Origin of the sequence: Halobellus inordinatus (assembly GCF_024464655.1) — an archaeon.
GTDB classification, from domain to species: Archaea; Halobacteriota; Halobacteria; order Halobacteriales; family Haloferacaceae; genus Haloquadratum; species Haloquadratum inordinatus.
The window spans coordinates 163,158-189,524 of the sequence record NZ_JANHAV010000004.1 but is presented as its reverse complement, the minus strand read 5'-3'; the positions used below and the strand labels follow the sequence as shown (position 1 = coordinate 189,524).

Here is a 26,367-nt window from a genome sequence, read left to right as displayed (position 1 = left end):
GTTTGCTTCTCGCGAACAATTAAGTGAAACCTCTTCATAGCACACTATATGAGCAAGATCCCAACCGAGGCCGGATCGGGCCGGCACGTACAGGCGGTACAGATATCCTGTGATATCCTCGAAGCGTTGCGTGAAATGGACGGGGCGGGTGTCTCCGAGTTGGCCGAAGCGTTAGACCGCTCGAAGGCCACTATCCACAGCCACCTGTCGACGCTCGCGGCCAACGAGTTCGTCGTCAAGAACGACGGCGTCTACGAAGTGAGTCTTCGGTTCGTCGACATCGGAGAGTACGCGAAAGGGCAAGTCGACATCTACGAAGTCGCAAAAGAAGAAGTCGAGCGGTTGGCCGAGGAGACGGGGGAGGTAGCGCAGTTTATGGTCGAAGAACACGGTCGCGGCGTCTATCTCCACAAGGCACGCGGAGAGAACGCGATCCAGACGGCCTCCTACACGGGGAACCGGAAGCTCCTCCACTGCACCGCACTCGGGAAATCGATTCTCTCGCAGCTCTCGGCCGACGAAATTGACGCCATCATCGCCCGACACGGGCTCCCTCAACGGACGAACAAGACCATCTCCTCACGCGAGGAGCTGTTCGACGAGTTAGAGACGATCCGTGAGGAAGGCGTCGCGTTCGACGACGAGGAGATTCTCCAGGGTCTGCGATGCATCGCGGCACCGATCAAACATCCCAACGGCAGCGTCTGTGGCGCGATCAGCATATCAGGCCCAACGAGCCGATTTAAGGGAGATCGGTTTCACGAGGAACTGCCGGAGATCGTAGAGGGGGCAGCGAACGTTATCGAAGTTAACGCGACGCAAGTCTGATCGTTCGCACTTGCCGAATGTTCGGAGCAGGCCGCTTCTTTCCCCGGTTTTCGTGGTCTATTTTGATTCAGGACGAACCGTGATCATAGTTGAATGTTCGCGAGGACCAAATACCTCGTACGGGACTCGAAGCGAGATGGGATAGTAGCAATTCGCATAAAGCAGGAAATCAGGCCTTCTAGCGCTCTCTTTTTGCAACAGTACGCCATCCTTGGAATGTACAACGGATTCTTCCTGCCGTATCCGGACGCGATATACGTTTGGCCTTGGTGAACAGTTCCAGTCGTCGCCGATCGATCGCCGTCCAGGGCCGATTATCCTCCGTCGTGTCCAATTCGAGGTGTGTCTAGTGGCTTCCACTCGCCCTTATCGCACTATACGTACGAGGAAGGAAAACATCTGTACACTTGTTAGAGCAGCGGGGGAACACTTTATAGAGGCGATATAAGGGTAACATACGTACGAGTGTTATTTTAGAATAGAGAGGGGGGTAAGCAGCGGTCCAGCAAGTCTTAGGTCGAATGGTTCGGCGGTTGCGAGGGCCAAACGTGCATTAGTAGTGTCAGCCACTTATTTATATTTTTACTGTCTTATAGTATTAATAATACTAATTCTATTATATCTATACACATTCTAAAGCTGTTGTAAAGCTATTTTCTATGGCTCTCTTAGAAAATATGTCTTCTTAGAATATATGATAAAGCAGCTATCTTTTATGCCCTGCGACTCGTTTTGATCTTGGCGGGGACGATGTACGGGCACGAGGGGAGCACGGCAGAGTCTTGACCCGCAGCCCATAACTGCAGGCAGAAGGCTCCGACTCGTTATCACCACAACAGTAGCGTCGTTATTATTGCAGAGCGCGTGTAGAGGATCCCCTCCTGAAGCAGGATTCGCTCAATACGGTCAAATCATCGCGACGTATCGCCCCGATGAATCCGAATCAGATACTGATGGAGTAGCTATCCGAGCCGTTCGACCACGAACTCGGCCGCGGCGGGAACAGCGCGCGCGTAGAGTTCAGCCCAAGCTAAATCGCCTTCAACACGCACGGCGTCGGCGTAATGCTCCGCGGTGAGATCGGTGACGTACTCGAAGGTCCCGAGCGTCGGTCGAACGATCTGGGCTGCCACTCTCGGATTTTCACTCTCTCCGATCGCGGTAATTGCTTCCCGCGCCCGATCGGCCGTTCGCGAGACCGACTCAGTCGTCACTTCACCCAGATATGCACCGTCACGAATTCCGTTGATCGTCGCTCGAAGCGCCTCGACGCCCGCCAGTATTTGCCCGGCTTCGATAACGGCGGCCGCGAATTGGCCGTCGTCTCGATGCTCCCGCGCTTCCTCGGTCTTCGCCTCGAGGTATCCGCTGGCCCGTCTGAACAACCACCGACCTGCCGTTCCGTCGAGGTCGGTGCGGAACGGTGATTCCTCGCGGTCGAGAAAGTCGGTAACAGACGAGCGTGTGCGCGACGCCGCGTATTCGAAGCGCCTCGACGCGTCGATCAGTGCTGTCCACTGCGCGGTCGTCTCGGAGCGCTCGCCCAGGTACGCTTCCCGCAGCCGACGGGCGTCCGCGAGCGTTGCACGGGCGAGTTCAACGCGTCCGACGGCGTCCCCCGCCTGGAACGGACTGGCGACCGGATCGGACGGATACGCCGGGGCGGGACGGACGTGTCGGCGACAGTCTCCTACCAATTCTTCTATTGGTGCGTGTGCGAGCACCGCTTCTAACGGTGACGACGCGCGGTACTCGTGGTCGGCAACGAAGGACGCGAGATCGTCGCGCACCCCCTGCTGCCGTTCTGTGAGCGCCTCTGCGTCGTCTTTGCCTGTCGCGGCGCGGTAGGTTCCCAGAACGCACGCGGCCTCGTTCCGCCGCTCGCGCCACGTCGAGAGTTCCTCGGTCGGCCAAGGCTCGTCCGGTTCATCATCAAGCTGATTCGCGGTGCGTTCGCGGTCCGATTGCACCTCCTCAGAGACGGCCCCATTGGGTACAGACGGGTCGGACGGAACTGCGGCGAGTAACTCGCGGGTTCGATCGCGGTGTGCGTTCACCAGGCTCGGTGGAACTGCGACTGGGAACGGCGACTCGGGCCACGCGAGCGACCCGATATCCGCAGTTGACAGCGACACGTCCTCGTTGTCGGAGTGGTCGTTCCCGAACGGCAGGGCTACACACCCGGCCAGCCCGGTGACGCCGATAGTTCCGAGTCCGGCGAGCACGTTTCGACGAGACCTCATTCGGCGCCACCCCCGCTTGCGGGCGTCACCGTGGCGTTGAAGTACTCTCCGCGGGGAGAGGGTCGACAAGAACTCGACATCCCCCGCCCCATTCCCGAGGACTGCTCGGCGGCGACGGGCAGTCGGATCGCGAATCCGACAGTGTGGATTTCCTCGAGGCTGCATTCGACGTCAGCAGGGCGGTGCGTTCGGCAGAAGTCGGCGTGCGGCTGGAGGTCGTCACGTTTCAGCTCGTCCCACTCGACTGTCGCCGACTGGAGGCGGATCTCATAGCAGGCCTCAACGGGCATCGAGAGCAGGTATACCGACGACGAGTCGAAGTCCGTCTCCGTGACGAACGAGCGGAGTCGTTCGGCCTCTTGCACGTCGCCAAACCTGAGTTCGGCGAGGTCGTCTTCGGAGACGATGACGCTTCGACCGTGACGGGCATACCGACCACGCCCTTCGTCGCTCGGCGTCGACAACTCCGCTCCGTGGGCGAACAATACGACACCATCCTCGTTGCGGACCTGGCGCACTTCGTAGTCCTCGATCGTGTTGTGATCGCTCTGGGGGTCGATCATCGGGGGATCAGTCTCGCTGGAACACCCAGCGAGTGCGGCGACCCCGGATGCAACCGCGAGGAGGGTTCGGCGGCGTGACAGGGAGGGCATCACCGTTGCCGTCGGGTAGCGGTGTAAAACATTTTCTGGAACCTCCGTCTCTCTGACTACATTACGTTAGGTGTACGGCTCTGTGGAGGAATCGCTCTGTACGAGAGTTCTTGTAACAGACGGGATGAATACTACTGCACGACGGCGTAAATATCTGAGTCGTGACTGTTTTCGCGGCCGTAGCTGACCGGCAAGACTTAATCACTGCCGGTCACAGCACGTAGTTGTACGACTAGCACCCTATGAGCACCGATGCCCTCCCAGTGAGCCGACGCACACTCATCGCCCTCCTGCTGTTTGCTGCTGTACTCTCCTCAGGATTGTGGGCGTCTGGAGTGGCGGTCACTGACAGTGAACCGCAGGTCACCGCGAACGTGAGCGACCGATATCAATCGGTCGAGAGTGTCAGTGCAACTCGTTCTGTCGTTGTTGAGCAGAACAACGCCACTACACGAACTGTTGCGGATGTGGTCCTCGTCCCAGGGACAGACCGCGAGCGCGTCCAGTTCCGCGAGACTGGGCCTCACCGAAACGAACGACGTATCTCAAACGGCTCGGTGCTCTGGCTCTACGACAATGATCGAGAGCGTGTCACGGTCATCAACCTCACCGGTCCACCGACCACAGGGAGGGCTGCCCGTCTGCAGGCGATCGTTGCAGCGGCTGGGTTGACTGATGCAGCAGGCCGCCCACAGCAACCCGACGTCGCCCCACTACCCACGGTACCGCGTCGCGGTAGTCTACGACCCGCGCCAGCCGCCGACGGCTACCGCGTCGAGTATATCGAACGTGACTCGATCGACGGCCGAGACACCTTCGTGGTGGGGCTTTCTCCCCCAACAAATCGCAGCGAGACGGCATACCGACAGCGGATCTGGCTCGACTCGGAGCGGTTCTATCCGCTCCGGACTCAGACGGTCTGGCGAACCGATAGCGTCCAGCGATCGGTTACGACCACCTATACGAACGTCACGTTCGACGCGCAGGTGTCTGCAGACACGTTCCAACCGGAGTTCGGAGCTGACACCTCGGTCGATCGGCTACAGACCCCTGACACGGAGTGGTTCCGTAGTGTCGACCGTCTCAAGGCAGAAAGCTCGATTGCGGTCCCCGACCCAACGGTCCCATCGCCGTTCCGCGTAACGTACGCCACTCGAACCACCGGTCGGATGCACGGCGTCGGCCTCCGGTACGCGACCGAGGGCCGTCAACTCACGATAGCGAAGTACAATTTCACGTATGCCCCCGATCCAGACGAACGTGATCTGACGATCGACGGTCGGCCTGCAACGCTCGACCGTGGGCCGACGACCTCGCTGTCGTGGACGTGTGATCAGTATCGATACACCGTCCGTGGGACTAGTGTCGAGACGGATCAACTGATCACTGTTGCTCGCTCGGTTGGTTGTCCAACGTCCTGAGATAGCTCTCATAGGGATTATCGTACGTCTCCATAGATTTCTCGCCGGACGATACGGCGAGAATCTCCGAACAGTTACGATAATCCCTATCAGTACACAGCGGGACTCTGTTCCCAGTCAGCCGGCAAACTCTGTGTGCTCTCTTCAGTTTCCACACGGATTCTCTGGATCAGAAATCTGTGGGGGTTTTTATACAGCCGGTCGTCATGCTGTCAACACGTGAGTGAGGACCCGGACCTCGGTGCCCTTCTGGATGTTCTCAGTGACGAGTACGCCCGGGAGATCCTCTCCGCAACGAGTGTCAAGCCAATGTCTGCACAGCAACTCGCCGAGCAGTGTGAAATGTCCAAGCCCACCGTCTACCGGCGGATCGAACGGCTCAAAAAACAGGAGTTCCTCGAAGAACGGACGGAACTCCAACCCGATGGTAATCACTACAGCGTGTACACCGCCACACTTGACGAGGTGTCTGTATCGCTGGATGACGGTGACTTCGAGGCTGCCGTAACGCGAGCTGATCCCGAAACATTCCCTGGACAGCACGAAGACGATACTGCTGATCGCTTCGCAAAGATGTGGGAGAATCTCTGATATGCTGGCGGCTTCAGCTCTCGTCGAGTGGCTGATCGTCGCGCTGGCGTTCGCATCGACACTCCTCGGTGGCTACGTCGGCTACCAGGCATATCGGGGCTACCGACGTCACGATAGCCGAGCGATGCAAGCGCTCTCGTTGGGCCTCCTCTTGTTGACGACGGCCGCATTCAGCGTCGCCTTCCTCGGATCACTACTCCTTCGTGAAGGCTACCTTGGCCTCCAGTACCAGCAGCCGTTGACACTCATAACGCGGAGTCTGCAGTTTCTCGGTGTCTTGCTCATCGCGTACTCGCTTCACTCACGCGCTTGAGCTTGTGGCTCCTCCCCTGTTTACACTCGTCTTCACCCCTCGCTCGCACGTTGCAGTCTGGTCTTGCTCCTCTCACCGGGGGAATTTCAGGCTGAGAAACTCCGCCTGCCATCTCATATATCCGAGTCCCCAAACGTGAGTTGAAATGAGAGACAGAGGAACTGCGGGAGGCGTACCGCGCGCGTTGTCGCGGGGAGACACGTCCCTGCAAGCGGCGACGTTGACCAGACGCATCCCATTCGGCAGGATCCGAACGACGGGCCCCCGACACTGCTAGCCTAATGGCGAGTCTATTACCGACCCGAAAACCGGTCGAGCATTCCTGCTCAACTCGGACTGAGATTGTCGTCGACGGGACGGGCTCAGGAGCGGCGCTTTCGGCGATCGCATCGGAGACAGCCCAGCAAATCCTCCGGACGCTCCGAGACGGCCCGAAACCTGTCTCTGCGATTGCGGACGATGCGGGGACGTCGCTCCAGAACGTGCGTTACCACATTGACCAGCTCTGTGAGGCGGAATTCGTCGAGCCCGTCGATACGTGGTATTCTGAAAAGGGCAGAAAGATGACTGTGTATGGATTGGCAGTCGACCACCTCGTCATCCGGTTCGAGCCCTGAATCACTCTGTATAGGTATGCGAGGCATCCAGCATCTGGAGCTATTCTCCGAGCCAAGTGGGTGGGAAGTGGCTCGAATACAGCTTATTACTCACTCGCTCTTCTGTAGGAGATTGTTGATAGAGTTCAGCTGCCGCTCTGAAATCAAAGAGGGCAAGGACACCGCGCTAGCGGTGTCCGACACGAATGATTCCGCTGGATGTGTTTGGCTCGGAATCGCTCGCAGCGGACCTGCTGGAACAGGTGCGCTGGCGTGACGGCGTTGAATGCCCCCGCTGCCGTTCTGACCGAACGGTCAAGAACGGCAGCTATGGGGCGTTTCAACGCTATCTCTGTAAGAATTGCGACCGCACGTTCAACGATAAGACGGGCACAATTTTCGCTCACTCGAAGGTTGCGCTCCGGAAGTGGTTGTTCTCGATCTACGCGTTCTTGCGGTTCAACACGAGTGTTCGCCAACTTCAGCGAGATTGGTGTGACCTACAAGACGATGCACCGCCGCGTCGAGCGCTTTACCAGAGCGCTCGACGCGCCTCAACTCGATCTCGTTGGACCGGTCGAAATCGACGAAGTGTACGTCTCTGCAGGGTTGAAAGGCCGCGAGCGCGACGGTTGGTCGCGCTCGCGTGGCCTGTCCACGCGCGGACGAGGTTCCTACGAGGGAGACAAACCACCGGTCTTCACCATCGTTGACCGTGGAACGCGACAGCGACACGTTGTCCCAGCGAAATCCGCTGACGAATCGACAGTGCGACTCCTCCTCGCCGACCACGAGGAGGAGTCGCTGACTGTCTACACCGACGGATTTCGGGCATACGATCCACTTGAGGACGACGACAAATTCACCCGCGAATACGTCGTCCACGGTGACGGCGAGTACGCGGATGGAGACGTTCACGTCAACACCTGCGAGAGCCACGCGTCGCTGGCGCGACGGTGGCTCTCGCCGCATCGAGGCATCTCGAAGGACAAGTTGACTCAGTATCTTCGCGCCTTTCAGCTACGCAGCGAACTCTTCAGAAAACCCGGTCGAGAAGCACTCAAACACGCTGTCAAAGCGACTCTCTGAAATCAACAATCTGCTACACATGAGCGTAGCTCACTTGCTTTTTTCAGTATCTACGCATATTATACGCGGAACAGGCGCAATACCACGGCCTCCAGGCCGTGGATACGCGCCGTCACACCGGGCAACAGACCACTGTTCAAACGGTTTTCCTGAGTTCCCCACGGTGACGTTTAAGTGACAGGCCAACCGACATCGAGGTAGGAATCGGTCGGAACGGAGCGGATTCCGAACCGTCCTTCGGAGGCGGCCTGTCCGCCCACCTAACGAGGCAGTATCCGAAAGGGCAGTCGGTGAACACATGTGCTCGAAGCGTGTGCCCGTGCCGACTGCTCGAAGCAAACCAGACGATACCCCCGAGTCTGCTGACGCCTGCTGGCGCCCCCGTGGCAAAAACAACACCGGGACGCCAAACACGGTCAAGGATAGGGGTACCGGCGGCTTGGCACCGCCAGCGGTCCACCAGTCCGATGCTGTGGGACTACCCGTGCCCGAAAGGTCTGGGAGTCCGGTGATTGGACTCCAAACCTGAAACTCCCACCGCTCGGGATTCCTCCGCGTTCACGCGGAGGAGGATGTCAACGATGTATCAGTCCCAGTAACCGGCTTCGAACATCATCAGCGGAGTCGTACGTTTGATCTTCGGTCGGAGCAAGCACTTCTTCGAGGGATTCCGTCCCACCTTGCGTTTCGATCTCGTAGTCGCCGTAGGCCTCGACCAGTTCATCCGTCGTGGTTGGATAGCCTTGAGTTTCGAGTGCCTCATCGAGGTCACCAAGCCTTCCACCAGGCTCACCGCTCATCGCTCGATCTTCATTGGTGCGGTCGCGCACATCCTCTCGCTTCCGCTCTGGCTGTTTTCGCTGTTCGTCGTCTGAGTTCTCGTCTCGGCCCCGTTCGTCGTCTGGCATACTCTGAGATAGGCGCCCAATTCGGATAACTGTGTGGACGCTCGTCGGTGTGGCCATCGAGCTCGGAGCAGTCGTCGGGTATTCGGACGACGTACTGGCGCCTAGTCCGCGCAGTTTAGCTCACGAACGAGATTGACCACCTCTGCGTTACCCAACGGCCGACCTACCCGGCAACGGTGAGGATTGTTGTACGTCATTTCGGTAAGTCGCCGATCCCGGATCGGCGACAACCGGTACACTGTTACAATAGTCCACATTCACCTAAGTCAAGGCGGAGGCGTCCCCAGAAATCAGAGATTTCTGGTGTGCGAACGAGACGCTCGAGTGGTCTGCGCTAGTTGTGAATATCCAATAGGGGTGCCAGCAGACGGCGAGTGAAGCAGTGCCGTAATCCCGTTTCAAGGGCTTTCATATCCAGCAAGAACGGTGTTCGCTCGTATTCAGCAGTTACAGTGATCACTCCCGCGTCTCGTCAACGTCGGCAAAACGCAGACGATGGAGGCGCACCCGTAGACGTGCGCTTGAATCGAGGGACGCTGAACGTGAGCGGGGAGTACAACCCTCCCGCCTCTGGTGAGGCGTAGAACGGGAGTCCACGCGAAAGCCCTTCCCTCAACGAGCGAGCGGGTCCTTAGATCCCGAGCGAAGTAGGGGAGGGTAGTTTACAGGCGGTCGAGGCGAATGCCTCGGGGCTTGACCCCGAGGCGATTCACACTGTCACCGTCAACGAGGTGAGAAGCCGAGTGACTCGGTTAATCAAAAAGCGTCTCGATTAGTAAAATGCTGTCAATTGAGGTGGCCGAGAAACGGTAGTTTAGCTGTCCTATGAAAATAAGTCACCTGCTCGCGTCTCTCGAAGATGAACTCACGTTTCCGATCGGCCAAGATTCAGTCATCAGGCGGATCGGAGCGGTCGAAATCGAGGCACCCGACGCTCAGGGAACTGAAACGATCTCTACGATTATTGGACCCGTCGGACAGGAGACGTACGCGTCGGCCGACGAGTTGTTCACGACCATCATCGGTAACGTAAGCGACGAGTACATCGGACGCAAATTCTACGACGACCGTGGTGCTAACCCTCCCAGAGGAGAGTTAGGGCCTAGGGACGAATCCAGCATTTCGTTCTGATGGGCTCGCCGTCGATGCCGAGGTAAGTGCTTGTTGCCGACCGCGTCGGGGTCGTCTTCGCTCCTTCTTGGCACCTCTGGTGGACGGTGTGTCTGCGGCCGACCGCGACCAGTCGTGATACGGTCGGCGGATGCGCACACGGGACGGCTGAAGAGCCACGAGTCTGGGGGCGTTCGTGTTTCCCACATAATCAAAAGCCGGACGAGTGTGAAAATGGCGTCTCTTGATACGGTTGCGGACTGAACACAGGCCACATGAATGACCTGATCACGCTGCAGATCTCTACTCTCGGATTCGGGATCGTCGGCCTGCTCGTACTGCTGCTTGCAGTGGTGACGGTCTGGCAGATGGTGCGGTTCGTGGACGCCTACGACAAACAGGCGCTCACCGTGTTCGGCGAGTATCGCAGCCTGCTCGAACCGGGCATCAACTTCATTCCCCCGTTCGTTTCGCGCACGTACACGTTCGATATGCGTACTCAGACGATGGACGTGCCTCGCCAGGAGGCGATCACACGGGACAACTCCCCCGTGACAGCGGATGCGGTCGTCTATCTCCGTGTGATGGATGCGAAGAGGGCGTTTCTGGAGGTCGAAGACTACAAGACGGCGGTCTCGAATCTCGCTCAGACCACGCTCCGGGCAGTAATCGGCGATATGGAACTGGACGACACGCTTAACAAGCGTCAGGAGATCAACACTCGCATCCGCAAGGAACTAGACGAACCCACCGACGAATGGGGAATCCGCGTCGAGTCCGTCGAGGTTCGAGAGGTCAACCCCAGCCAGGAGGTTCAGCAGGCGATGGAACAGCAAACCGGCGCGGAGCGGAGACGCCGGGCGACGATCCTCGAAGCACAGGGTCAGCGTCGGAGTGCAGTCGAGAAGGCCGAAGGGGACAAGCAGTCAAACATCATTCGAGCGCAAGGCGAAAAACAGAGCCAGATCCTCGAAGCACAGGGCGACGCGATTTCGACGGTGCTGCGCGCAAAATCCGCCGAGTCGATGGGCGAGCGTGCGATCATCGACAAGGGAATGGAGACGCTCGAAGCGATCGGTCAGGGAGAGTCGACGACGTTCGTCCTCCCGCAGGAACTCACCTCGCTGGTCGGGCGCTACGGCAAACACCTCACTGGGAGCGATGTGGCGGCCAGTGGGCAGCGGTTGGACAGCCTGGAATTCGACCCCGAGACTCGCGAACTCCTCGGACTCGACGACATCAAGGAGATTCTTGGCGAGATCGAGAAGGCCGCCGAGATGGACGTCGCAGGGCTAGAACAGCAGGCCAAGGCGGTCAAGGACGGTGAGCCGAACTTCGAGAGAGCCGACGATGCCGTCGAGGACGAACCTGCCGCGGAACCGGAAGAACAAACGTCGGTTTCGTCGTAGATCGGTGTACTCCCGCGGCTCGCTGCTGAGTGACTTACAACAGACCTCATCCGGGTAGGGCAGCCTAATTCAACGGCGCGCTCGACAGAAACTGTGGTTGCAGCAGGAACGCTCATCGCGGCCGAGCGTCTCTCATCCGACCAGACCCAGCAGTCCCAGGACCCACCGTCCGACCTCCGACACAGCGAACAACGCTCCCTCCGGCCGCGAGAGCTGTCGGCCCGTCCACAGCGCAGCGACTATGACCACGGTGACGACGATAAGCCATGCGATGGACTCGAGCGCGACGGACCCGAAGGACAGCGGCCGGATGACTGCCGCCACGCCTAACACACCGAGCACGTTGAAGACGCTGCTCCCGACGACGTTCCCGACGGACACTCCGAGCCGTCGTTGCCTCATCGCCACCAGCGAGACGGCGAATTCCGGCGTCGAGGTGCCCGCAGCGACGATGGTGCCGCCGATGACCGAGTCGGGGATACCCGCTGCCCACGCCAGCGTAGAGGCCGCCCCCACCATCAGGTCGCCGCTCACCAGAACCACGGCGACCCCCAGCACCAGCAGGACCGCATCGCGTCCACGGAACGTCACACGTTCGGTCAGCGCCGTCGGTATGCCCTGTTTCTCGGGACCGGGATCCGTGTCCGAGGGGCCGGCATCAGTCAGGAGCAGGTACGCCGTGTAGGCGACGAACGAGACGAGGAGTACGGTACCCTCGACACGGAACACCGTGCGGTCGAACATAACTGCGGCACCGAGGAGTGTGCTTGCGACCAGAGCCACACCGTCGCGGTGGACCAGCGACCGCTCGATCGGGATGACCCGTACCAGCGAGACGACGCCAAGTATGAATGCGAGATTGTAGATGTTCGACCCGACGACGTTGCCGACTGCGATCGCCCCCAGACCAGCCAGTGCCGCGTCAGCGGTGACCACCAGCTCCGGAGTTGAGGTGCCGGCGGCGACGATGGTGAGGCCGATAGTGAGCTCTGACAGCCCGAGGCGACGGGCCAGCCGGACCACGGAATCGACGAGGAGACGGGCCCCGACCCAGAGTCCCGCAACTGTCGCAACAAGAATACCGACTTGAACAGCGGCTCCGTTGCCCACCATCGCGTATCGTAATAGACGTCCTCATTTAGCACGATAAAACCAGTCGCCGACTGGGTCGTGAAGCCACCGTGAAAAGACGGTATGTCTTCTCGTAACGCAACTACTGTACGGTGAGAGCCAATCGACAAAATCACCGCTACTGGTAGGTACAGAGCCACCGCCGGAGCAGTGGCGGCGTCATTACAGCCGTGACGATGGCGACGAGTACAACGACGCAGAGATGGTAGGCGTGAGAATCCTATAGTAGCGTTTGCAAGTCGTCGCTGCCGATGGCGTCGATTTCGTCGAGGAGCGTGAGAATCCTATAGTAGCGTTTGCAAGTCTTCACTCACCGAATTGCACGCAGTCGTGCGATTGGCTGTGTAATCAGTTGCAAACGCTACTATAGTTGCCAACCCCAAAGCCGCCACGACGAGAGTCAGCCCGCCGAGAAACGTGAGTAACAAGCCCGAATCGACGGCTGCGGGGATTCACAATCGTAGATCAGTCACTCACACGGCCCTCTCCGTCACCTATGTCCGTTGATAGTCCTCGAACCCATCGTCAATGAACGTCGTCACTCGTCCGTCCTCCTCGCTGAGCGTGATCGCCGCGACCACTTCCTCGCGGGTCGCGGTTTCCAGCGCACTCATATGGCGGGTCCCCATCCATCCCGCATAGGGAAGTTCGCCGGCCTGTGCCCGTTCAGCTGTCGATAGCTGGTTGACCCGGACCATCTCCTCTTGGATCGTACCGTCGTTGTGGATGACGACTGCGCCGTCGCAGGAAAAGGCGACACCTCGTGCCGTCTCGAGGAATGCATCGGTTTCATCGAATACACTGGCACAGTCTTCGACCGGCCAGCGGTTCGTCCCCATCGGGTCCGTGAACTCGGCGACTGAATCGCGCTCAACGACGAAATAGAGACCCGGTCCCCGGGCGTAGGGGTCGTCCCATCGTTCAAACCCGCGACTGATTTCCTTGACGCAACCCTCAATCCTATCGAGCACCGCGACAACCTCCGAAGATTCGCGTTCCGAAGCTGGTATTTTCATACTCTCTACGAGATCGGTCATTCGCCAGTAAGTAGGGCCGTCAGGTGGATAGTGCTCTCGAATTTCATAACGGGGCGGGTTTTGATTATGTGGGTGAAAGCTACTTTGGACCCGAACTGATACTGTCGGACAGCAGTTCGTGAATCATATTGGCACCCACGGGTGCCGATGATTTTCACAGAGTTCTGTCCGACAGTATGACGAACCCGCGATCATTCGTTGAGCCGCCGCCCAGAGGTTCCGCAGAGAACCCTTAGAGTCTGTGTCACGAGGACGACGATGAATGTGTGAGCTTCCGCACGATTCCACTACTAATCGTGCGGGACTGTACTGTTCACCAACGGTCCACCACAGTGAGGACAGTTATTCGTGTTGGGATCTTCGATGCCGTCTCCACAATCACGGCATACGTAGAGCGTTGCTTCTGAAACGAAGTTGCGTGAGTTTGTCATTATTGGTGGTGATTACCGCACCGACATCGGGCGTCGATCGAGATCGGAAGCATTCGTCGGCGTCACGAGGTATCCCGTGACGCATGTCCCTCGACCAGTGCTGTGACTGGCAGGCAGGCGCGGCAGCCATAGATGTTGTCCTCGTTGTCCCCGAAGACACGGGCAAATCGTGACGTTACGAACGCGCCGCAGTCGTTGCATTCTGGCATCGTTTAGTCGCTCGGGAGGACCTGACGGGGATGTGATTGGTCGTTATCGGCGCCGTCCACGTTCTTCGCGGTCTTGATGTCGTTCGTTCGCCTGTGCAACGTCCTCGGAAGTGATGTTTTTTCGACCGCGGCGGCGGGCGCGGCGCGCCGCCGATTCGGCGACTTCGGCTGTTTCCTCGGCTGCCGCCTCTCTCAGTGCCTCTGCAGCCTCAGCATCTGGCTCGACATCTTCCTCGGCGGCTTCCGAAAGAACGTTTTTCGCCTTCTCGGCGTCAACCGCTTCTCGTGCTCGGCGCCGCGTTTTTCGACGCGATCGGAACGGATTTCGTACCATATGTGATCTCTCCGCTGATGAGCGGATACCGGAACGAACGCTCTCCCACTGAATCAAGTAACGACATTTTAACGAGTAGACATTTTTTGATTAACTGAGTGACGTAGGCTTCGAGAGCCTACGACGATCAATGTACTACTACTGCAGATATGTGCACTCAGTGAGTGTAACTCACATAATCAAAATTTTCTCACGTGTAAAAATCGGCATAATTGATCGACCTCGGTAGAGAGTAGTGTATTATGACGAACCACGATCTCGACAGGTGTCTCCAGCTCGTTGCCGACCAGCATCGACGTCGGATCATTCACCACCTGCGCCACGAGGCTAACGGAACCACGACGTTCGACGACCTCGTCGAGCAGATATCCAGTCGAGCTTCCGACTCCAAAAACGGTCCACAGCAGGACCGTGAAGAACTCGCCATCCAACTCCAACATTCCCACCTGCCGAAGTTAGCGGACTACGGTGTCGTCGAGTTCGAACATACAACCGGTGCCGTCCGGTACCACCCTGACGAACAGGTCGAAACAGTACTCGATTCGCTCCCTGAAGAAGTGTCGCTGCCGAGTCCCTGACGTCAATGTCTCCCACGAGAGACATCGAGTCTTCCGAGTCGATGATTCGGTATCGGATTCGTCCGGTGTTACTCCGATTCGTGTCGCGGCTCGGTCGGCTGGACGACGACTACCCCGTTGTTCTGAACAGTTACATCATAGCCAGCGAACGCGAACGAAACGGTAGTGACTCTGCCAGTCGAATGGAACCCGTCGGAAGCGAGCAGCGCATCTAACGCGTCCACATCGACTGACTTGTACAACGGTTCGAGTGCCGTGGGCTCCCTGTTCGTCGCGATTGCGACGGTCTCGATGACCGCTGTACTCGGGGTTACCGACGACCAGTCGTACTCAGCCTGAATGTCACCGTCCGCGTCGGTAACCGAGCCGTGATCTTCCCCTCTATCGGAGGTAGTCATGAGTGATTCCGCCAGTACGTTGATGCGGGTACCCGGCCACGTCGGTTCTGATGGTATGGATTCATATGGATGGTTTATCTACGGGGATTGGATTCCGTCAAGTTCGCTCCTCCGCGTCGAGTCGCCAGGTGAAGATCGCCTTCAAAATCACGACCAGACTGTTCGTGTCACCCTCGCCCCAGATGGCGGTCTCCGACCGCGGATCGGACAGACTCGCGTCCGCGCCGTTGACGAGCGCGCTCACGAGGGTTTTTCGCCCGTCGACCATCATGAGCCGTCCCGCCGACGTGTCTGACCAGACCCAGAGCGACTCGAACATCGTCGCGCCGGGGATCTCGTCCTGAATGCGTTCCTGGACCTCCGTCGACACCCCGGCCAGTTTGATCGAAACGCCCCGCTCTGCGGCTTCACCTAACCCCTCGATCAGGTCCTCGGTAAGCAGCCCTTCGACGGTCATATAGACGATTTCATCGTCCGCGTTGGAGAAGAACTCCAGGACCCGTTCCGTAACCGCCGTCTGCCCGTTTACTGTCCAGACGCCACGCTGTTCGGCCCGTCGTTCGATGGGTTCGAGTTCACTCAGCGCCGTCCGGAGGATTTCCGTGCGGTGCTGTAGCTCGTGTTCGAACGTCCGACTCGCGGTTTCGGCGGAGATCGCCCAGAACTGCTTAGGCGACGACTGGAGGATATCGACGAGTCCCCGGTCGTGTAACTCGTCGATGGCGTCGTATACTCGAGTGCGCGGCACCTCCGACACTTGGCTGACGTCTCTGGCTGTCCCCGTGCCGAGGCTCGCAAGCGCGACGAACGTCCGTGCGGCGTAGGCACTCAACCCGAACCGTTCGAGTTGCTCGATCGCGGCGGTCTGTGGGTCTTCGACTGGATCATTGCTCATCGATGTGGGTCATTGTGAGCCCAGCCACGGAGAGCGGCCGGGCCGACACGCAACAGTACGGTAGTTGGGACACAGAACTGGACTGCGTGCCGATGAAGAGTTTAGCTTCCACCCCGTATATCTCTTTTGTGATTAAACGGGTGACTATTCTAATCTCCCGTTTATTTGTGCTCTCACGCGGTGAAATCTGGAGTTATCTGTTGTAACTAGATTCATCACAACAAATTCTAGAGGGCAATCTATGCGGCGAGTTCAGACGCTTATATTGCCCGTATCACGTCGCATCCGCACTAGCCGTTATGAAAGGAGTGACAATACCTATCCGTGTCGGGAGTAAATTATCAGAGAGTCACTGGGGCACTCCCCCGTGAGGTTGGGACACATGACCAATAATAATAGTCTGGAGGAAGGAATCGAAGTCCTCCAGCAACTCGGCTTGAAAGAATACGAGGCGCGATGCTTCGTTGGCTTGTCCCGTCTCCACACGGGTACAGCGAAGCAATTGAGTGAGATGACAGAGGTTCCGCGAACACGGGTATACGACGCGATTCGAGTACTGGAGGCACAAGGTCTCGTCGAGATCCAGCATTCGAGCCCGCAGCAGTTCCGGGCGGTTCCGCTCGACGAGGCGACCGAGACCCTGCGCGACCAGTACGAAGACCGCGTCGAGCGACTCCACGATGCGCTGGACACGGTCGAAATCATCGAGCAGGACGACGAGACGCCTGTCCAGCAGATATGGGCGATGTCTGGGCGGGACGCGATCGAAAATCGGACGGACCAACTCATCGAGGACGCGGCCGAGGAGGTCGTTCTCGTCGTCGGCGACGAGTCACTGCTGACCGAGGATCTCGTTGCCAGACTCAACGACGTCGGTAACGGGGTCGACCTTCTCATCGGCGCGCTGACGGAGTCGCTTCAAGAGCAGATCCAGACGGCCGTGCCGGACGCCACGACGTTCATTTCTGGCCTAGAGTGGCTACACGGCGAGAACGTTACCGAAGACGAGACGGCAATCGGTAGGCTCCTTCTGGTCGACCGCTCGGCGATCCTCGTAAGCTCGATTATGCCCGGCAGCAAAGAAGAACAAGCGATATTCGGTGAAGGATTCGGGAATGGCCTGGTCGTAATCTCCCGGCGACTTATGGCACAGGGGTTGTTGACCGCCCGTGACCCCAAGCAGTAATCCCCCGACGAGCGACTGTTAGCTACTCCGTCAGCGGACGCAACTGTCAGAGAGTTCGTGATCGCGTTCATCGCAGATACGGTCTTCGAGCAACTGGAGAGTGAGATACTCACCATTGTCAATCGTGATGCAACAATCGTTGTAAACGAACGAGAGGCGTCCGCCTGTCCGAGGTGTACCGTCGTACTGCGGGTCGAACAACGTATCTAACGCAGTCGGATCGATGACATCCGCCAGCGGTCGGAGAGAGTGTGTTTCACAGCCAACAACTGCGCTCACCGCGCGTACGACGGCTGTGCTGACCGATTCCTCCGGCCCGATTTCGTACTCCACAGTTCTGATTCGTGCTGGACGCGCAAAAGATCCGAAGTTTTTCACCCGGTTTATCGAAACAAATGTCGGATGGGCGGGCTGGATACGCATATTGGCCTCTCTCGGGTCAATGGAGTGATATAAGACCTGAAGATGTTTGTGGCTGCAGTAGATGTATTCGCGCCGCGTCAGGAAGTCTCACCAGGGATGGACTGTCGAGGACGTGCTGTACCACTCGGAGATCCCGCCGACAGTTCTGGGTTCGCTCATACTGTCGGACAGCAGTTCGTGAATCATATTGGCACCCACGGGGTGCCGTAATCGGCGGTCTCTACGTTGCCGGCACTCGGTACACCACGCCACAAACGATGTGAAAGGCTCTCTCTGTAAGCATCGATCCGCGGACGGTAGTCGTGCTGTCATACGCCTTTCTCTGGCCCACAACCAACGGAGCAGCATCCACTTGTGGTCGCCGCAGAAACTATCTCATCTCGGAAGTCTGAAGCGACGTCGTGATTTGCTGTTGTGTGTCGAGTCCGGCTTGGAAACGATTGATGATCTCGGATTGGTGTTCTGGACAGGCGAGGATACTCACAGCGCCAGTGCCGACCGGAATAACGGGGTGGTGTAGATTATAAGGCGCGAGGTGGCAACTCGGGCAGCTGACACCCCCTGCAGGTCGATGAGCGATGAGCTCTGCAGTGTCGTCCGTCGTATACCCACACGTGCTCGCGAACTGTTCTAGGTGCTCCTCGCATCCGGCGACAGGAATCGTGAACTGATCGAGCAACAAAAACGAGAGGTACTGCTGTGCCGGCGACTGCAGTGCCGCCTCGCAAGCAGCACAGGGTACTGGCGGCGTGCCAGGAGGCTCCTCTCCTCGAGGAGGGCCAGGTTCTCTAGAGTCCATACTGAACTTCTGAATACGGCTTCGTTCTCAAGGCTGGTAAGTCGTCGGGACTCCAGATGCAGAGTACTACACGGAGGAAACCACCTGTGTTGTGTGTTCTCTTGGATGCCGCGGCCGTGTTTCGAGCGGTTTAGTTCGCGAGTCACCGCACAGGTTCGTTGTGGAAGGTCGTCAGTCGTCACTTGGTTTGGCGTCGCTTACGTCGATGCTGCCCATCTCAGGGGTGTCTTCCTCACCGGAGGCCGCCTGTAGTTTTCCGAGCACGACGGCGGCCACGTAGATCGCGACTGCGAGCAGGACGATCACGCCCCCAGCAGTCGCCTCGGCATAGTAGGAGACACCGATGCCGAGGATAACGGCCAGTTCGGCGAGGACGACCGACACGAGTATCGATTCGTTGAAGCTCCGAGAGACCTGTGACGCGCCAGCGACGGGCACGACGAGCATCGCGGCCACGAGGATGACTCCCATAATCTGCATTGCGCCGACCACGACCATCGCTGTCAACAACACCATAATGCGGTTGTACCAACTGACCGAGAGGCCAGACACAGCTGCTGCCGTCTCGTCGAAGGTGACGTACAGTAATTGGTTGCGCGTCAGCCCGACTACGCCGATGACGATGACGAATAACAGCAGGAGTATCGCTGCACTGTCCTGCGAGACCGTCGCGAGGTTCCCGAAGAGGAACTGATTCACGCCGACGGCGAGCCCACCGGCGTTGATGCTGATCAGGACCGTCCCCAACGCGAAGCCCGTCGAGAGCACAATTGCCATCGAAACGTCATTGTAAGCGTCTGTCGCCTCCGAAATGAGTTCGATGAACAGGGCCGCGATCATCGAAACGACGACTGCAGTCAGATATGGCGAGACACCGAGCTCGAGGACCGCGTTGAGGAATAATCCCACAGCGACACCAGCAAAGCCAGTGTGGGCGAGTGCGTCACCGATCAGCGCCAGCTGCCGGTGAACGAGGAACGTCCCGATCAGGGGTGCCATCACCCCGATACAGAGACCGACCAAGATTGCCCGGTGCATAAAGCCGTACTGGAGTATTTCGAGGCCTGTCTGGCCGGCAACCCACGACATAACCTCCGACCAGTAATTCAGGAACCAGTAAAATGGACCGAACACACCGTCCAACAGCCCCGCTTGAAGCGGAACAGCAGATAGGTAAGTCATCGAGAGCCACCCAGCAGATCCGCTGTGGTGCCAAATGCGCGAGCCAGGGCGTCACTCTCGACGAACTCGTTGGCTGATCCGTCGAAGTAGATCTCCCGGTTGAGACAGATGACGCGGTCGGTGTGTTCGGTAACTGCGCCCAAGTCGTGTTCGATGAGCAGGACCGTGATACCGTCGCTGTTCAGTGAACCCAAGAGATTGTAGAACGCCTCAACTGATTCCATATCGACCCCGACAGTCGGCTCGTCGAGGACGAGCAGGTCGGCCTCGCTGGCGAGCGCACGGGCGATGAATGCCCGCTGGCGCTGACCGCCCGACAACTGTGTCACACGACGATTGGAAAACGCCGCCATACCGACCGTATCAAGCGCCCGGTCTACGATATCCCAGTCCTCACTGGAGAGGCGACCAAAGCCGACATGCGGAAACCGACCCATCTTTACGACTTCGCGGACGGTGATCGGCATCTCTTTCGAGGCGCTGGCATGCTGGGCGACGTAGCCGATCCGCTCGCCGTCGTCGAACTGATGCGCGGATTCGCCAAAGAGCCGAGCAACTCCCTCGTCCGGTCGGAGCAACCCTAACATCAACTGCATCAGCGTCGATTTCCCCGACCCGTTCGGACCGACGACCGCAACGTACTCGCCGGGGTCGATCCGAAGCGAGATCTCCTCGACGACCGGGGAAGATGTGTATCCGAAGTCGACATCGGATAGTTCGATGGCCGACTCGGTGCTGCTTGCCGTTCCCGAACTCGTGGGACTCGCAGAGGTTTGTGTGCGCATTAGAGGTTCACTCGAAGTTCATCCACTCGTCTGCCCAGCCATCGGGACCGGCTTCCTCGGGCTGTTTGTTGCCGAGCACAACCTCGAACGTGGGCATATTGATGTTGTAGGCGATTTCCTTGTACCCCCAGTTGTTCTCGACCCAGTCCTCTCGGACCCCCGCGTACGGGGTAACAGGAAGGTACCCCTCAACCTGTGTTTCATCGAGTAGTTGCTTCGCTGGCTTCCGCGACTCGAAGACACCGTTGGCGATGTACTGGATATCGTTCTCCTTGATGACTTCCTTCGCACCGGCGATGTCCGAGGGCTTGACGTCGCCACTGGCTGCGAGGTTCGTCACAAGTGGAACCATCTGTACGTCGTACGTGACGCCGATGTACTGGAAGGCGTTGTGCGCCGCCAGTTGCACCACATCTCGGTCTGCCGCGTCGAAGATGGACTGGTAGTCCTGATCAATTTGTTCGAGGACGTCGGATTTGTACGTCTCGGCGTTCGCTTGGAGCGACCGTTCATGGTCGGGAGCGAGTCTGGCGAATCCATCGGCGATGTTGTCGACCGATTCCGTCGCCCGGTCGGGATCAAGCCAGAAGTGCGGATCTTTACCCTGTTGCTTCCCGACGCCTTCCTCCTCGGGGTCCAGAGTCGCCGCGAGATCGACCAGTTCGACGCCCTCGCGGACGTTGATCAATTGCGTGTCGACGTCGTCGTCTTTGAGCGTCTGAATCGCACGGTCGGCCCACGGCTGGAATCCCGGACCCACGTGGAGGAACGCATCCGCTTCGATGATGTCTTTCGTGACGCTCGCGTTCGGCTCCCACCCGTGACCGTGCAGTCCGGTCGGAACGAGATTGTTCACTTGGATGGGCGTCCCGTCGACGATATTCCGAGCAAAGTCGTAGAAACTGAAAAAGGACGCAACTGCGACGGCAGGGCCGTCGCCATTCGCGCCATCGTTTCCTGAGCCGTTCGTAGGTTCGGTATCGTTGCTGCTGGACCTACCAGTACATCCGGCGAGGCTAGCGGCGAGAAGTCCTGTACCCCCAGTAATGGCTCTTCTGCGTGAGACGCTGTACTTCGGTTGCGACTGTCCCGTGTCATTCATTGTCGGCTAGTCGGTGTGCGGCAAAATATATAGTAGTTTGCATCAAAAATAGAGATTAGATGAATCTAATTTTGTGGTCGTCGGATCTCGCGTCGAAACCCTGCTGCTAGCAATATTGTTGGTGTCGTAAGAGAAACAGAGCTCACAACGATAGCCACGGATCTATTCTCGAAGGGACCTCGACTGCTGGACCTCGTTGAATGGAAGTGCTGCGTTCCCGTGCGAGCCTTCGGAATGAAGACGTGCAAGTAGTACTATCGTCTCAACTACTAGCAATATGGGTTCTGAGCGGTAACTGCTTCACGAAGAGATCCTAGCGAGTCACACTACAAGAGCAGAAACACGGGATAGGAGGCGCCCACCGCCAGCGAGGGCGTCAAGACCCACATCGAAACGATGCGTTTGGCCGCCGCCGGGTCGAAGAGGCTCTTTTGATCGAGGTCGACCGACCCCTTTTCGCCAACCTCTGGCACCTCCGGTATCTCCGCTGGCTTCTCCGCCGGCGCTTCGTGTCGAGCGATATCCCCGATCGTTGGACTAGCGGGTACCTCCTCGTCCCGTGACGTGGCCAACGCCCCCGTGGCGATCTCGACGTCCTCCGCCGCAGGCCTGGGTTTCGGCGTCGCTAGCTCCGCCAGTGTCGCCGCCCGACTCGCTCGCCCCCAGCCGAGTCCGATGATCGTCGAGGTCGTACTCACTGCGAGACTCGCAGGGATGCCGAGGTAGGACAGCATCGTGATGACCGTCGCGCCCACCACGGAGACAATGAGTGATGCGAGGATCGGGAGTTCGGTAATGTCGTCGCCCACCGTCTCCAGCGTGCGGCGAGCGATGGTGAAACTGCCCACCCCGAAAGCCGCCACCGCGAGTAGGATTCCCTGATCAACCGTGAGCGACCCGCCCGAGCCAACAAGCGGGGCGACAGCGTTCGCCGCATTCGAGGCGCCCGCAGAAAAGGCCATATAGCAGGCAATGAGAATTACCGAGAGCGACCCGACGATGTCCTGCAGGGTGGCATTGTTGTTCAAGTACGGGCGTGGAATCATCCCCGAGCGATCGAGTTGGATGAAGTGAAGATCGAACTCCGTGAATGCGACGTAGCGATCGAGATACGGATAGATGTACCGTCCGGTCACGAGTCCTACAACGAAACTCAACAGCGGTGCGACAATCCACGCCGAGACGATGACGAACATCAGCGCCTGGTTGAGCGTCCCCGATGCAAGGCCCAGTCCGACGATAGCTCCGACGGCCGTCATCGACGTCGAGGCCGGAACACCGTACAGATTCGACACGAGCAACGAAAGTCCAGTGAAGAACAGGACGACGACGCTCGCGACGGGCGTGAACTGGACCGCTGGAACGATACTGCTGCTCATAGTCGTGATGACATTTCGACCGACGGTCCACGCACCGAGGAATGAGAACCCGACGAACAGCGCCGCGGCAGTCGCTTTCCGAGTGAGACGCGAACCGACCGCGGGCCCGAATGCTACGCCTGTCGATGAACCGCCGATATTGAACCCCACGAACACTGCTACGGCGATTCCAGCGATCAGCAACAGTGAGACCATTCAGCCTATCGAACGACGCCGTTCGGATATAATGTGCGGTATCATACTCAAGTTATCCCAACCGAACTATGTTACAGCCAGGTCATCTCTCCGCCCAGAGCCTTCCGACCGTTTCTCGTGGTACAGCGGTTCTGATTGCTGCACGTACCCGCAATGTCTTGCAGGCGGACCCCGATCTGATTCGGATAGATTTGACCTGTACTGGGTGAGATCCTGCTGTGGACCAGAATCAGGTCAGAAGCGCCACTCGGGAAGATCGTCGACGAGTCCACCTCAACAGAAAGCGCTCACCAGTATATTATTTTACACGTCGAATCCGTTCCGCCTGAGTGCCTCTGCCAGTTCACTGTCAGGGTCGACGGTAAACTCAACTAACGATGACTCTGGTCTGGTCGTCGTATATAGTTCAGAGTCAATATTGTCCGGGATCTCGTTCGCGTGTGTCTTATCAACGACTGCAACTGATATTTTTGGCCCCGCGTCCGTGTCTTTTGACTCGCTCATAACTGTTTGTAGGGGGGAGCGACGTTTGTCCTTTGGGATTCGAGTATACAATTAGGGCTTTCGAGAAGGGCTCTTGACGAAGGTGAGAGACTCCATATCTGGCATATACACGAGGTCAAGGAGAAAGTCACCGACTTTACTCGTGGGAGAAGTCACAAGGGCCCGAGCCAACGAGATGGCCACCTCGGTGCGTCGCAACCTGTTGCACAACGCTGTCCGACACAGCGACAAGAAGACGACAGACGGTCCGTCTCAGCTGATACTGTCGGACAGAAGTTCGTGAATCATTTTGGCACCCACGGGGTGCTGATAATTTTCACATCGTTCTGTCCGACAGTATGAAGAACGAGACGATGACGACAACAGGTCCGAATGCGCAGTCTTCGTCGTGGAGCTATCGATAGTGACCGAGTCGGACGTGATCGCGGCCATTCAGGCCGATTTCACGCCTCGGGACCGAGACCCGCCGCGCGCATATACCCATCCAGTGTCTCCACGAGCATCTCCGCGAATGCCTCGTCGTTGATGTCGGTGTCCATCTCGACGAGTTCGACGTCCGAGTCGAGGTTCGCGCGCAGGGCGTCGAACAGCGCTGCGTCGGCTTCGGGATCGTAGAAGTCCTCGCCCTCGACGTCGATCATCGAAATGCCCGCCATCGGCAGGACGAGCGCGGTCGGACCGGTCGCAGCGTTGAGTTTCTCGGCGATGATCTCGCCGAGTTCGGCGTTTTCCTCGGGCGTCGTCCGCATAAGTGTCACCTGCGGGTTGTGGACGTGGAACTGCCGCCCCTCGAACTCCTCGGGTACGGACTCACGCGGCCCGAAGTTCACCATATCGAGTGCCCCGGTCGAGACCACCTGCGGGATACCCGCCTTGCCCGCGGCATCAAGTCGCTCAGGGCCGGCACTGAGAACACCGCCGACAAGTTCGTCGGCCCACTCCGTGGTGGTGACGTCCAGCACGCCGTCGATGATGCCCTCCTCAATCAGCGACTCCATCGCCTTGCCACCGGTTCCAGTTGCGTGGAAGACGATGGTCTCGTAGCCCTTCGCTTCGAGGATCTCGCGGGCCGCCTGGACGCAGGGCGTCGTGACGCCGAACATCGTCATTCCGATGGTCGGCCGGTCCTCGACCTCGACGTCCGGTTCGTTGGCAACCATCCCGACTACCCCCAGTGCGGCGTTGGCGATGACCTGTCGGGATAGTTGGTTCAGTCCCTCGATGTCGGCGACCGAGTACATCATCGCGATGTCGCGGGACCCGACGTAGGGTTCGGTGTCGCCCGAAGCCATCGTCGAGACCATCAGTTTGGGCACGCCGACGGGTAGCGCCCGCATAGCTGTCGTCGCGATGGAGGTGTTACCCGACCCGCCGAGGCCGAGGACGCCGTCGAGGACGCCCTCATCGTGGAGTCGTTCGGCGACAGCAGCTGCACCGTCGCCCATCGCTTCCATCGCTTCGCCGCGGTCTGCATTGTCCCGGAGGTGATCCAGCGTCGTGCCGGCGGCTTCAGCCACCTCGCTCGCTGACGTGTCCGGCTCGAATGCGGGATCTCCCATCACGCCGACGTCGACGATGTGAACGTCGACGCCTTGCGCTTTGATCACGTCGCGGGCGAAGCCGAGCTCCCCGCTCTTTGTGTCCAGCGTGCCGATGATAACGACGGCCATACTAGAACTCGATCTCCTTGAACTCGCGGGCCTGGTTCTGGATGGCCTCTTCGGTGGGGAGGCGTTCGAGACTGGACGCGCCGAAGAAACCGACCACACCCTCGGTGTTGTTGAGGACGTACTCGGCGTCCTCGGGCCAGGCGATCGGGCCGCCGTGGCAGATGACCATCACGTCGTCGTTTACGTCTTTGGCGGCATCGTGGTGGGCCTGCACGCGCTCGGCCGCCGTTTCGAGATCGAGCGCTGTCTCCGCGCCGATGTCGCCGGAAGTGGTCAGACCCATATGCGAGACGATGACGTCCGCGCCAGCCTCGGCCATCTCGCGGGCCTGCGCCTCGCTGAAGACGTACGGACAGGTCAGCATATCCTGCTCGGCGGCCTCCTGGATCATATCGACCTCCTTGTCGTAGCCCATACCCGTCTCCTCGATGTTCTGGCGGAACTGGCTGTCTTCGTCGATGAGGCCGACTGTCGGGAAGTTCTGGACGCCCGAGAAGCCCCGCCGCTTGAGGTCCTCGATGAACACGTCCATCTCGCGGAACGGATCTGTCCCGTTGACGCCCGCCAGAACAGGTGTATCCTCGACGACCGGGATGACCTCGTGGCCCATATCGACGACGATCTCGTTGGCGTCACCGTAGGGTAGGAGACCGGCCAGCGATCCGCGACCGTTCATCCGGTAACGGCCGCTGTTGTAGATGATGAGCAAGTCGACACCGCCGCGCTCGGCAAACTTCGCAGAGATGCCCGTCCCCGCCCCCGCACCGATGATCGGTTCGCCACTCGATACCGTTGCTTCGAGTCGTGTGAGCGACTCCTCACGTGTGAACTTCATAGCCAATTGATACCAACCGACGGGCAGATATTGAATATTGTGGTGAAAAAGCAAGATTGAGTTATCTCGATGGAATGAGTTATGACTTTGACTAATATATCTCGTTACCTATCGCTCGTAACTAGACTCACAC

The 26,367-nt window shown here is 58.7% G+C and carries 26 protein-coding genes and 2 pseudogenes; 12 read left to right on the top strand and 16 right to left on the bottom strand.

Annotated features, from left to right (window positions below):
• Positions 1-48 precede the first annotated feature (48 nt).
• Positions 49-828 (top strand): IclR family transcriptional regulator, encoded by a 780-nt coding sequence (locus NO347_RS09690; RefSeq protein ID WP_256289403.1) that lies wholly within the window; start codon positions 49-51, stop codon positions 826-828.
• 962 nt (positions 829-1,790) lie between these two features.
• Here NO347_RS09690 and NO347_RS09685 read toward each other — a convergent pair.
• Together NO347_RS09685 and NO347_RS09680 are read right to left on the bottom strand one after the other, a co-directional pair.
• Positions 1,791-3,071, bottom strand: coding sequence for a hypothetical protein (locus NO347_RS09685; protein WP_256289402.1), 1,281 nt, complete (start codon positions 3,069-3,071; stop codon positions 1,791-1,793).
• A complete protein-coding gene (locus NO347_RS09680) occupies positions 3,068-3,724 on the bottom strand; it encodes a hypothetical protein (protein WP_256289401.1) in 657 nt (218 codons plus the stop codon). Before NO347_RS09680 ends, NO347_RS09685 begins: the two co-directional genes overlap by 4 nt.
• Positions 3,725-3,966: 242 nt before the next feature.
• Here NO347_RS09680 and NO347_RS09675 point away from each other — a divergent pair, with 242 nt between their 5' ends.
• The 5 genes and pseudogenes from NO347_RS09675 to NO347_RS09655 all read left to right on the top strand — a co-directional run bounded on the left by NO347_RS09675 (position 3,967) and on the right by NO347_RS09655 (position 7,734).
• Complete coding sequence (locus tag NO347_RS09675; protein WP_256289400.1) at positions 3,967-5,145, top strand: LolA family protein; 1,179 nt, start codon at positions 3,967-3,969, stop codon at positions 5,143-5,145.
• 219 nt (positions 5,146-5,364) lie between these two features.
• A complete protein-coding gene (locus tag NO347_RS09670) occupies positions 5,365-5,736 on the top strand; it encodes an ArsR/SmtB family transcription factor (RefSeq protein WP_256289399.1) in 372 nt (123 codons plus the stop codon).
• A 1-nt stretch (position 5,737) separates the two neighbouring features.
• Positions 5,738-6,049: a DUF7521 family protein gene (locus tag NO347_RS09665; RefSeq protein WP_256289398.1), complete on the top strand. Its 312-nt coding sequence runs from the start codon at positions 5,738-5,740 to the stop codon at positions 6,047-6,049.
• A gap of 281 nt (positions 6,050-6,330) precedes the next feature.
• On the top strand, positions 6,331-6,666 hold the full coding sequence (locus NO347_RS09660; RefSeq protein ID WP_256289397.1) for an ArsR/SmtB family transcription factor: 336 nt from the start codon (positions 6,331-6,333) through the stop codon (positions 6,664-6,666).
• A 185-nt stretch (positions 6,667-6,851) separates the two neighbouring features.
• Positions 6,852-7,734: pseudogene (locus NO347_RS09655) on the top strand (IS1595 family transposase).
• Between the two features lie 575 nt (positions 7,735-8,309).
• Here the strand turns inward: NO347_RS09655 and NO347_RS09650 are convergent.
• Positions 8,310-8,642 carry a DUF5789 family protein gene (locus NO347_RS09650; RefSeq protein WP_256289396.1) on the bottom strand — a complete coding sequence of 111 codons (333 nt, stop codon included), beginning with the start codon at positions 8,640-8,642 and terminating at the stop codon, positions 8,310-8,312.
• Between the two features lie 473 nt (positions 8,643-9,115).
• Between NO347_RS09650 and NO347_RS17380 the strand changes: the two are divergent.
• The 3 genes and pseudogenes from NO347_RS17380 to NO347_RS09640 form a co-directional block, all read left to right on the top strand.
• A pseudogene (locus NO347_RS17380) lies at positions 9,116-9,226 on the top strand (RNA-guided endonuclease TnpB family protein); the annotation flags it as partial.
• A gap of 241 nt (positions 9,227-9,467) precedes the next feature.
• Positions 9,468-9,773 (top strand): DUF5789 family protein, encoded by a 306-nt coding sequence (locus NO347_RS09645; RefSeq protein ID WP_256289395.1) that lies wholly within the window; start codon positions 9,468-9,470, stop codon positions 9,771-9,773.
• 254 nt (positions 9,774-10,027) lie between these two features.
• Complete coding sequence (locus NO347_RS09640) at positions 10,028-11,161, top strand: SPFH domain-containing protein (protein WP_256289394.1); 1,134 nt, start codon at positions 10,028-10,030, stop codon at positions 11,159-11,161.
• A gap of 132 nt (positions 11,162-11,293) precedes the next feature.
• Here NO347_RS09640 and NO347_RS09635 read toward each other — a convergent pair whose 3' ends face one another.
• From NO347_RS09635 to NO347_RS17375, 3 genes are all read right to left on the bottom strand, one after another.
• Entirely contained in the window at positions 11,294-12,274 is a 981-nt protein-coding gene (locus NO347_RS09635; RefSeq protein ID WP_256289393.1) for a calcium/sodium antiporter, read from the bottom strand.
• A gap of 512 nt (positions 12,275-12,786) precedes the next feature.
• Complete coding sequence (locus NO347_RS09630; RefSeq protein ID WP_256289392.1) at positions 12,787-13,263, bottom strand: diadenylate cyclase; 477 nt, start codon at positions 13,261-13,263, stop codon at positions 12,787-12,789.
• A gap of 559 nt (positions 13,264-13,822) precedes the next feature.
• Positions 13,823-13,969, bottom strand: coding sequence for a DUF7563 family protein (locus NO347_RS17375; RefSeq protein ID WP_425492368.1), 147 nt, complete (start codon positions 13,967-13,969; stop codon positions 13,823-13,825).
• 76 nt (positions 13,970-14,045) lie between these two features.
• On the opposite strand from NO347_RS17375, the gene NO347_RS09625 reads away from it, so the two are divergent.
• Positions 14,046-14,309 (top strand): hypothetical protein, encoded by a 264-nt coding sequence (locus tag NO347_RS09625; protein ID WP_256289391.1) that lies wholly within the window; start codon positions 14,046-14,048, stop codon positions 14,307-14,309.
• A 236-nt stretch (positions 14,310-14,545) separates the two neighbouring features.
• On the top strand, positions 14,546-14,881 hold the full coding sequence (locus NO347_RS09620) for a DUF7344 domain-containing protein (RefSeq protein ID WP_256289390.1): 336 nt from the start codon (positions 14,546-14,548) through the stop codon (positions 14,879-14,881).
• 68 nt (positions 14,882-14,949) lie between these two features.
• Here NO347_RS09620 and ddfA read toward each other — a convergent pair whose 3' ends face one another.
• Together ddfA and NO347_RS09615 are read right to left on the bottom strand one after the other, a co-directional pair.
• Positions 14,950-15,279, bottom strand: a complete 330-nt coding sequence (gene ddfA, locus NO347_RS17370) for a DdfA family disk-determining factor (RefSeq protein WP_306677768.1) — start codon at positions 15,277-15,279, stop codon at positions 14,950-14,952.
• Between the two features lie 97 nt (positions 15,280-15,376).
• Positions 15,377-16,174: a TrmB family transcriptional regulator gene (locus tag NO347_RS09615; protein WP_256289389.1), complete on the bottom strand. Its 798-nt coding sequence runs from the start codon at positions 16,172-16,174 to the stop codon at positions 15,377-15,379.
• Between the two features lie 382 nt (positions 16,175-16,556).
• On the opposite strand from NO347_RS09615, the gene NO347_RS09610 reads away from it, so the two are divergent.
• The gene (locus tag NO347_RS09610) at positions 16,557-17,360 is read left to right on the top strand and encodes a TrmB family transcriptional regulator (protein WP_256289388.1); all 804 of its coding nucleotides are present in this window, start codon (positions 16,557-16,559) and stop codon (positions 17,358-17,360) included.
• A 30-nt stretch (positions 17,361-17,390) separates the two neighbouring features.
• Here NO347_RS09610 and NO347_RS09605 read toward each other — a convergent pair whose 3' ends face one another.
• The 8 genes from NO347_RS09605 to NO347_RS09570 all read right to left on the bottom strand — a co-directional run bounded on the left by NO347_RS09605 (position 17,391) and on the right by NO347_RS09570 (position 26,234).
• Positions 17,391-17,783 (bottom strand): HalOD1 output domain-containing protein, encoded by a 393-nt coding sequence (locus NO347_RS09605; RefSeq protein ID WP_256289387.1) that lies wholly within the window; start codon positions 17,781-17,783, stop codon positions 17,391-17,393.
• 970 nt (positions 17,784-18,753) lie between these two features.
• Positions 18,754-19,764, bottom strand: a complete 1,011-nt coding sequence (locus NO347_RS09600; RefSeq protein ID WP_256289386.1) for a metal ABC transporter permease — start codon at positions 19,762-19,764, stop codon at positions 18,754-18,756.
• A complete protein-coding gene (locus tag NO347_RS09595) occupies positions 19,761-20,549 on the bottom strand; it encodes a metal ABC transporter ATP-binding protein (RefSeq protein ID WP_256289385.1) in 789 nt (262 codons plus the stop codon). The genes NO347_RS09600 and NO347_RS09595 overlap by 4 nt, the downstream gene beginning before the upstream one ends.
• Positions 20,550-20,556: 7 nt before the next feature.
• Positions 20,557-21,651 (bottom strand): metal ABC transporter substrate-binding protein, encoded by a 1,095-nt coding sequence (locus NO347_RS09590; RefSeq protein WP_256289384.1) that lies wholly within the window; start codon positions 21,649-21,651, stop codon positions 20,557-20,559.
• Between the two features lie 326 nt (positions 21,652-21,977).
• Positions 21,978-23,225 (bottom strand): inorganic phosphate transporter, encoded by a 1,248-nt coding sequence (locus tag NO347_RS09585; RefSeq protein ID WP_256289383.1) that lies wholly within the window; start codon positions 23,223-23,225, stop codon positions 21,978-21,980.
• A 303-nt stretch (positions 23,226-23,528) separates the two neighbouring features.
• Positions 23,529-23,729, bottom strand: coding sequence for a hypothetical protein (locus tag NO347_RS09580; protein ID WP_256289382.1), 201 nt, complete (start codon positions 23,727-23,729; stop codon positions 23,529-23,531).
• A gap of 443 nt (positions 23,730-24,172) precedes the next feature.
• Positions 24,173-25,399: a Tm-1-like ATP-binding domain-containing protein gene (locus NO347_RS09575; protein ID WP_256289381.1), complete on the bottom strand. Its 1,227-nt coding sequence runs from the start codon at positions 25,397-25,399 to the stop codon at positions 24,173-24,175.
• 1 nt (position 25,400) lies between these two features.
• The gene (locus NO347_RS09570; RefSeq protein WP_256289380.1) at positions 25,401-26,234 is read right to left on the bottom strand and encodes a phosphoenolpyruvate hydrolase family protein; all 834 of its coding nucleotides are present in this window, start codon (positions 26,232-26,234) and stop codon (positions 25,401-25,403) included.
• Positions 26,235-26,367: the final 133 nt, after the last annotated feature.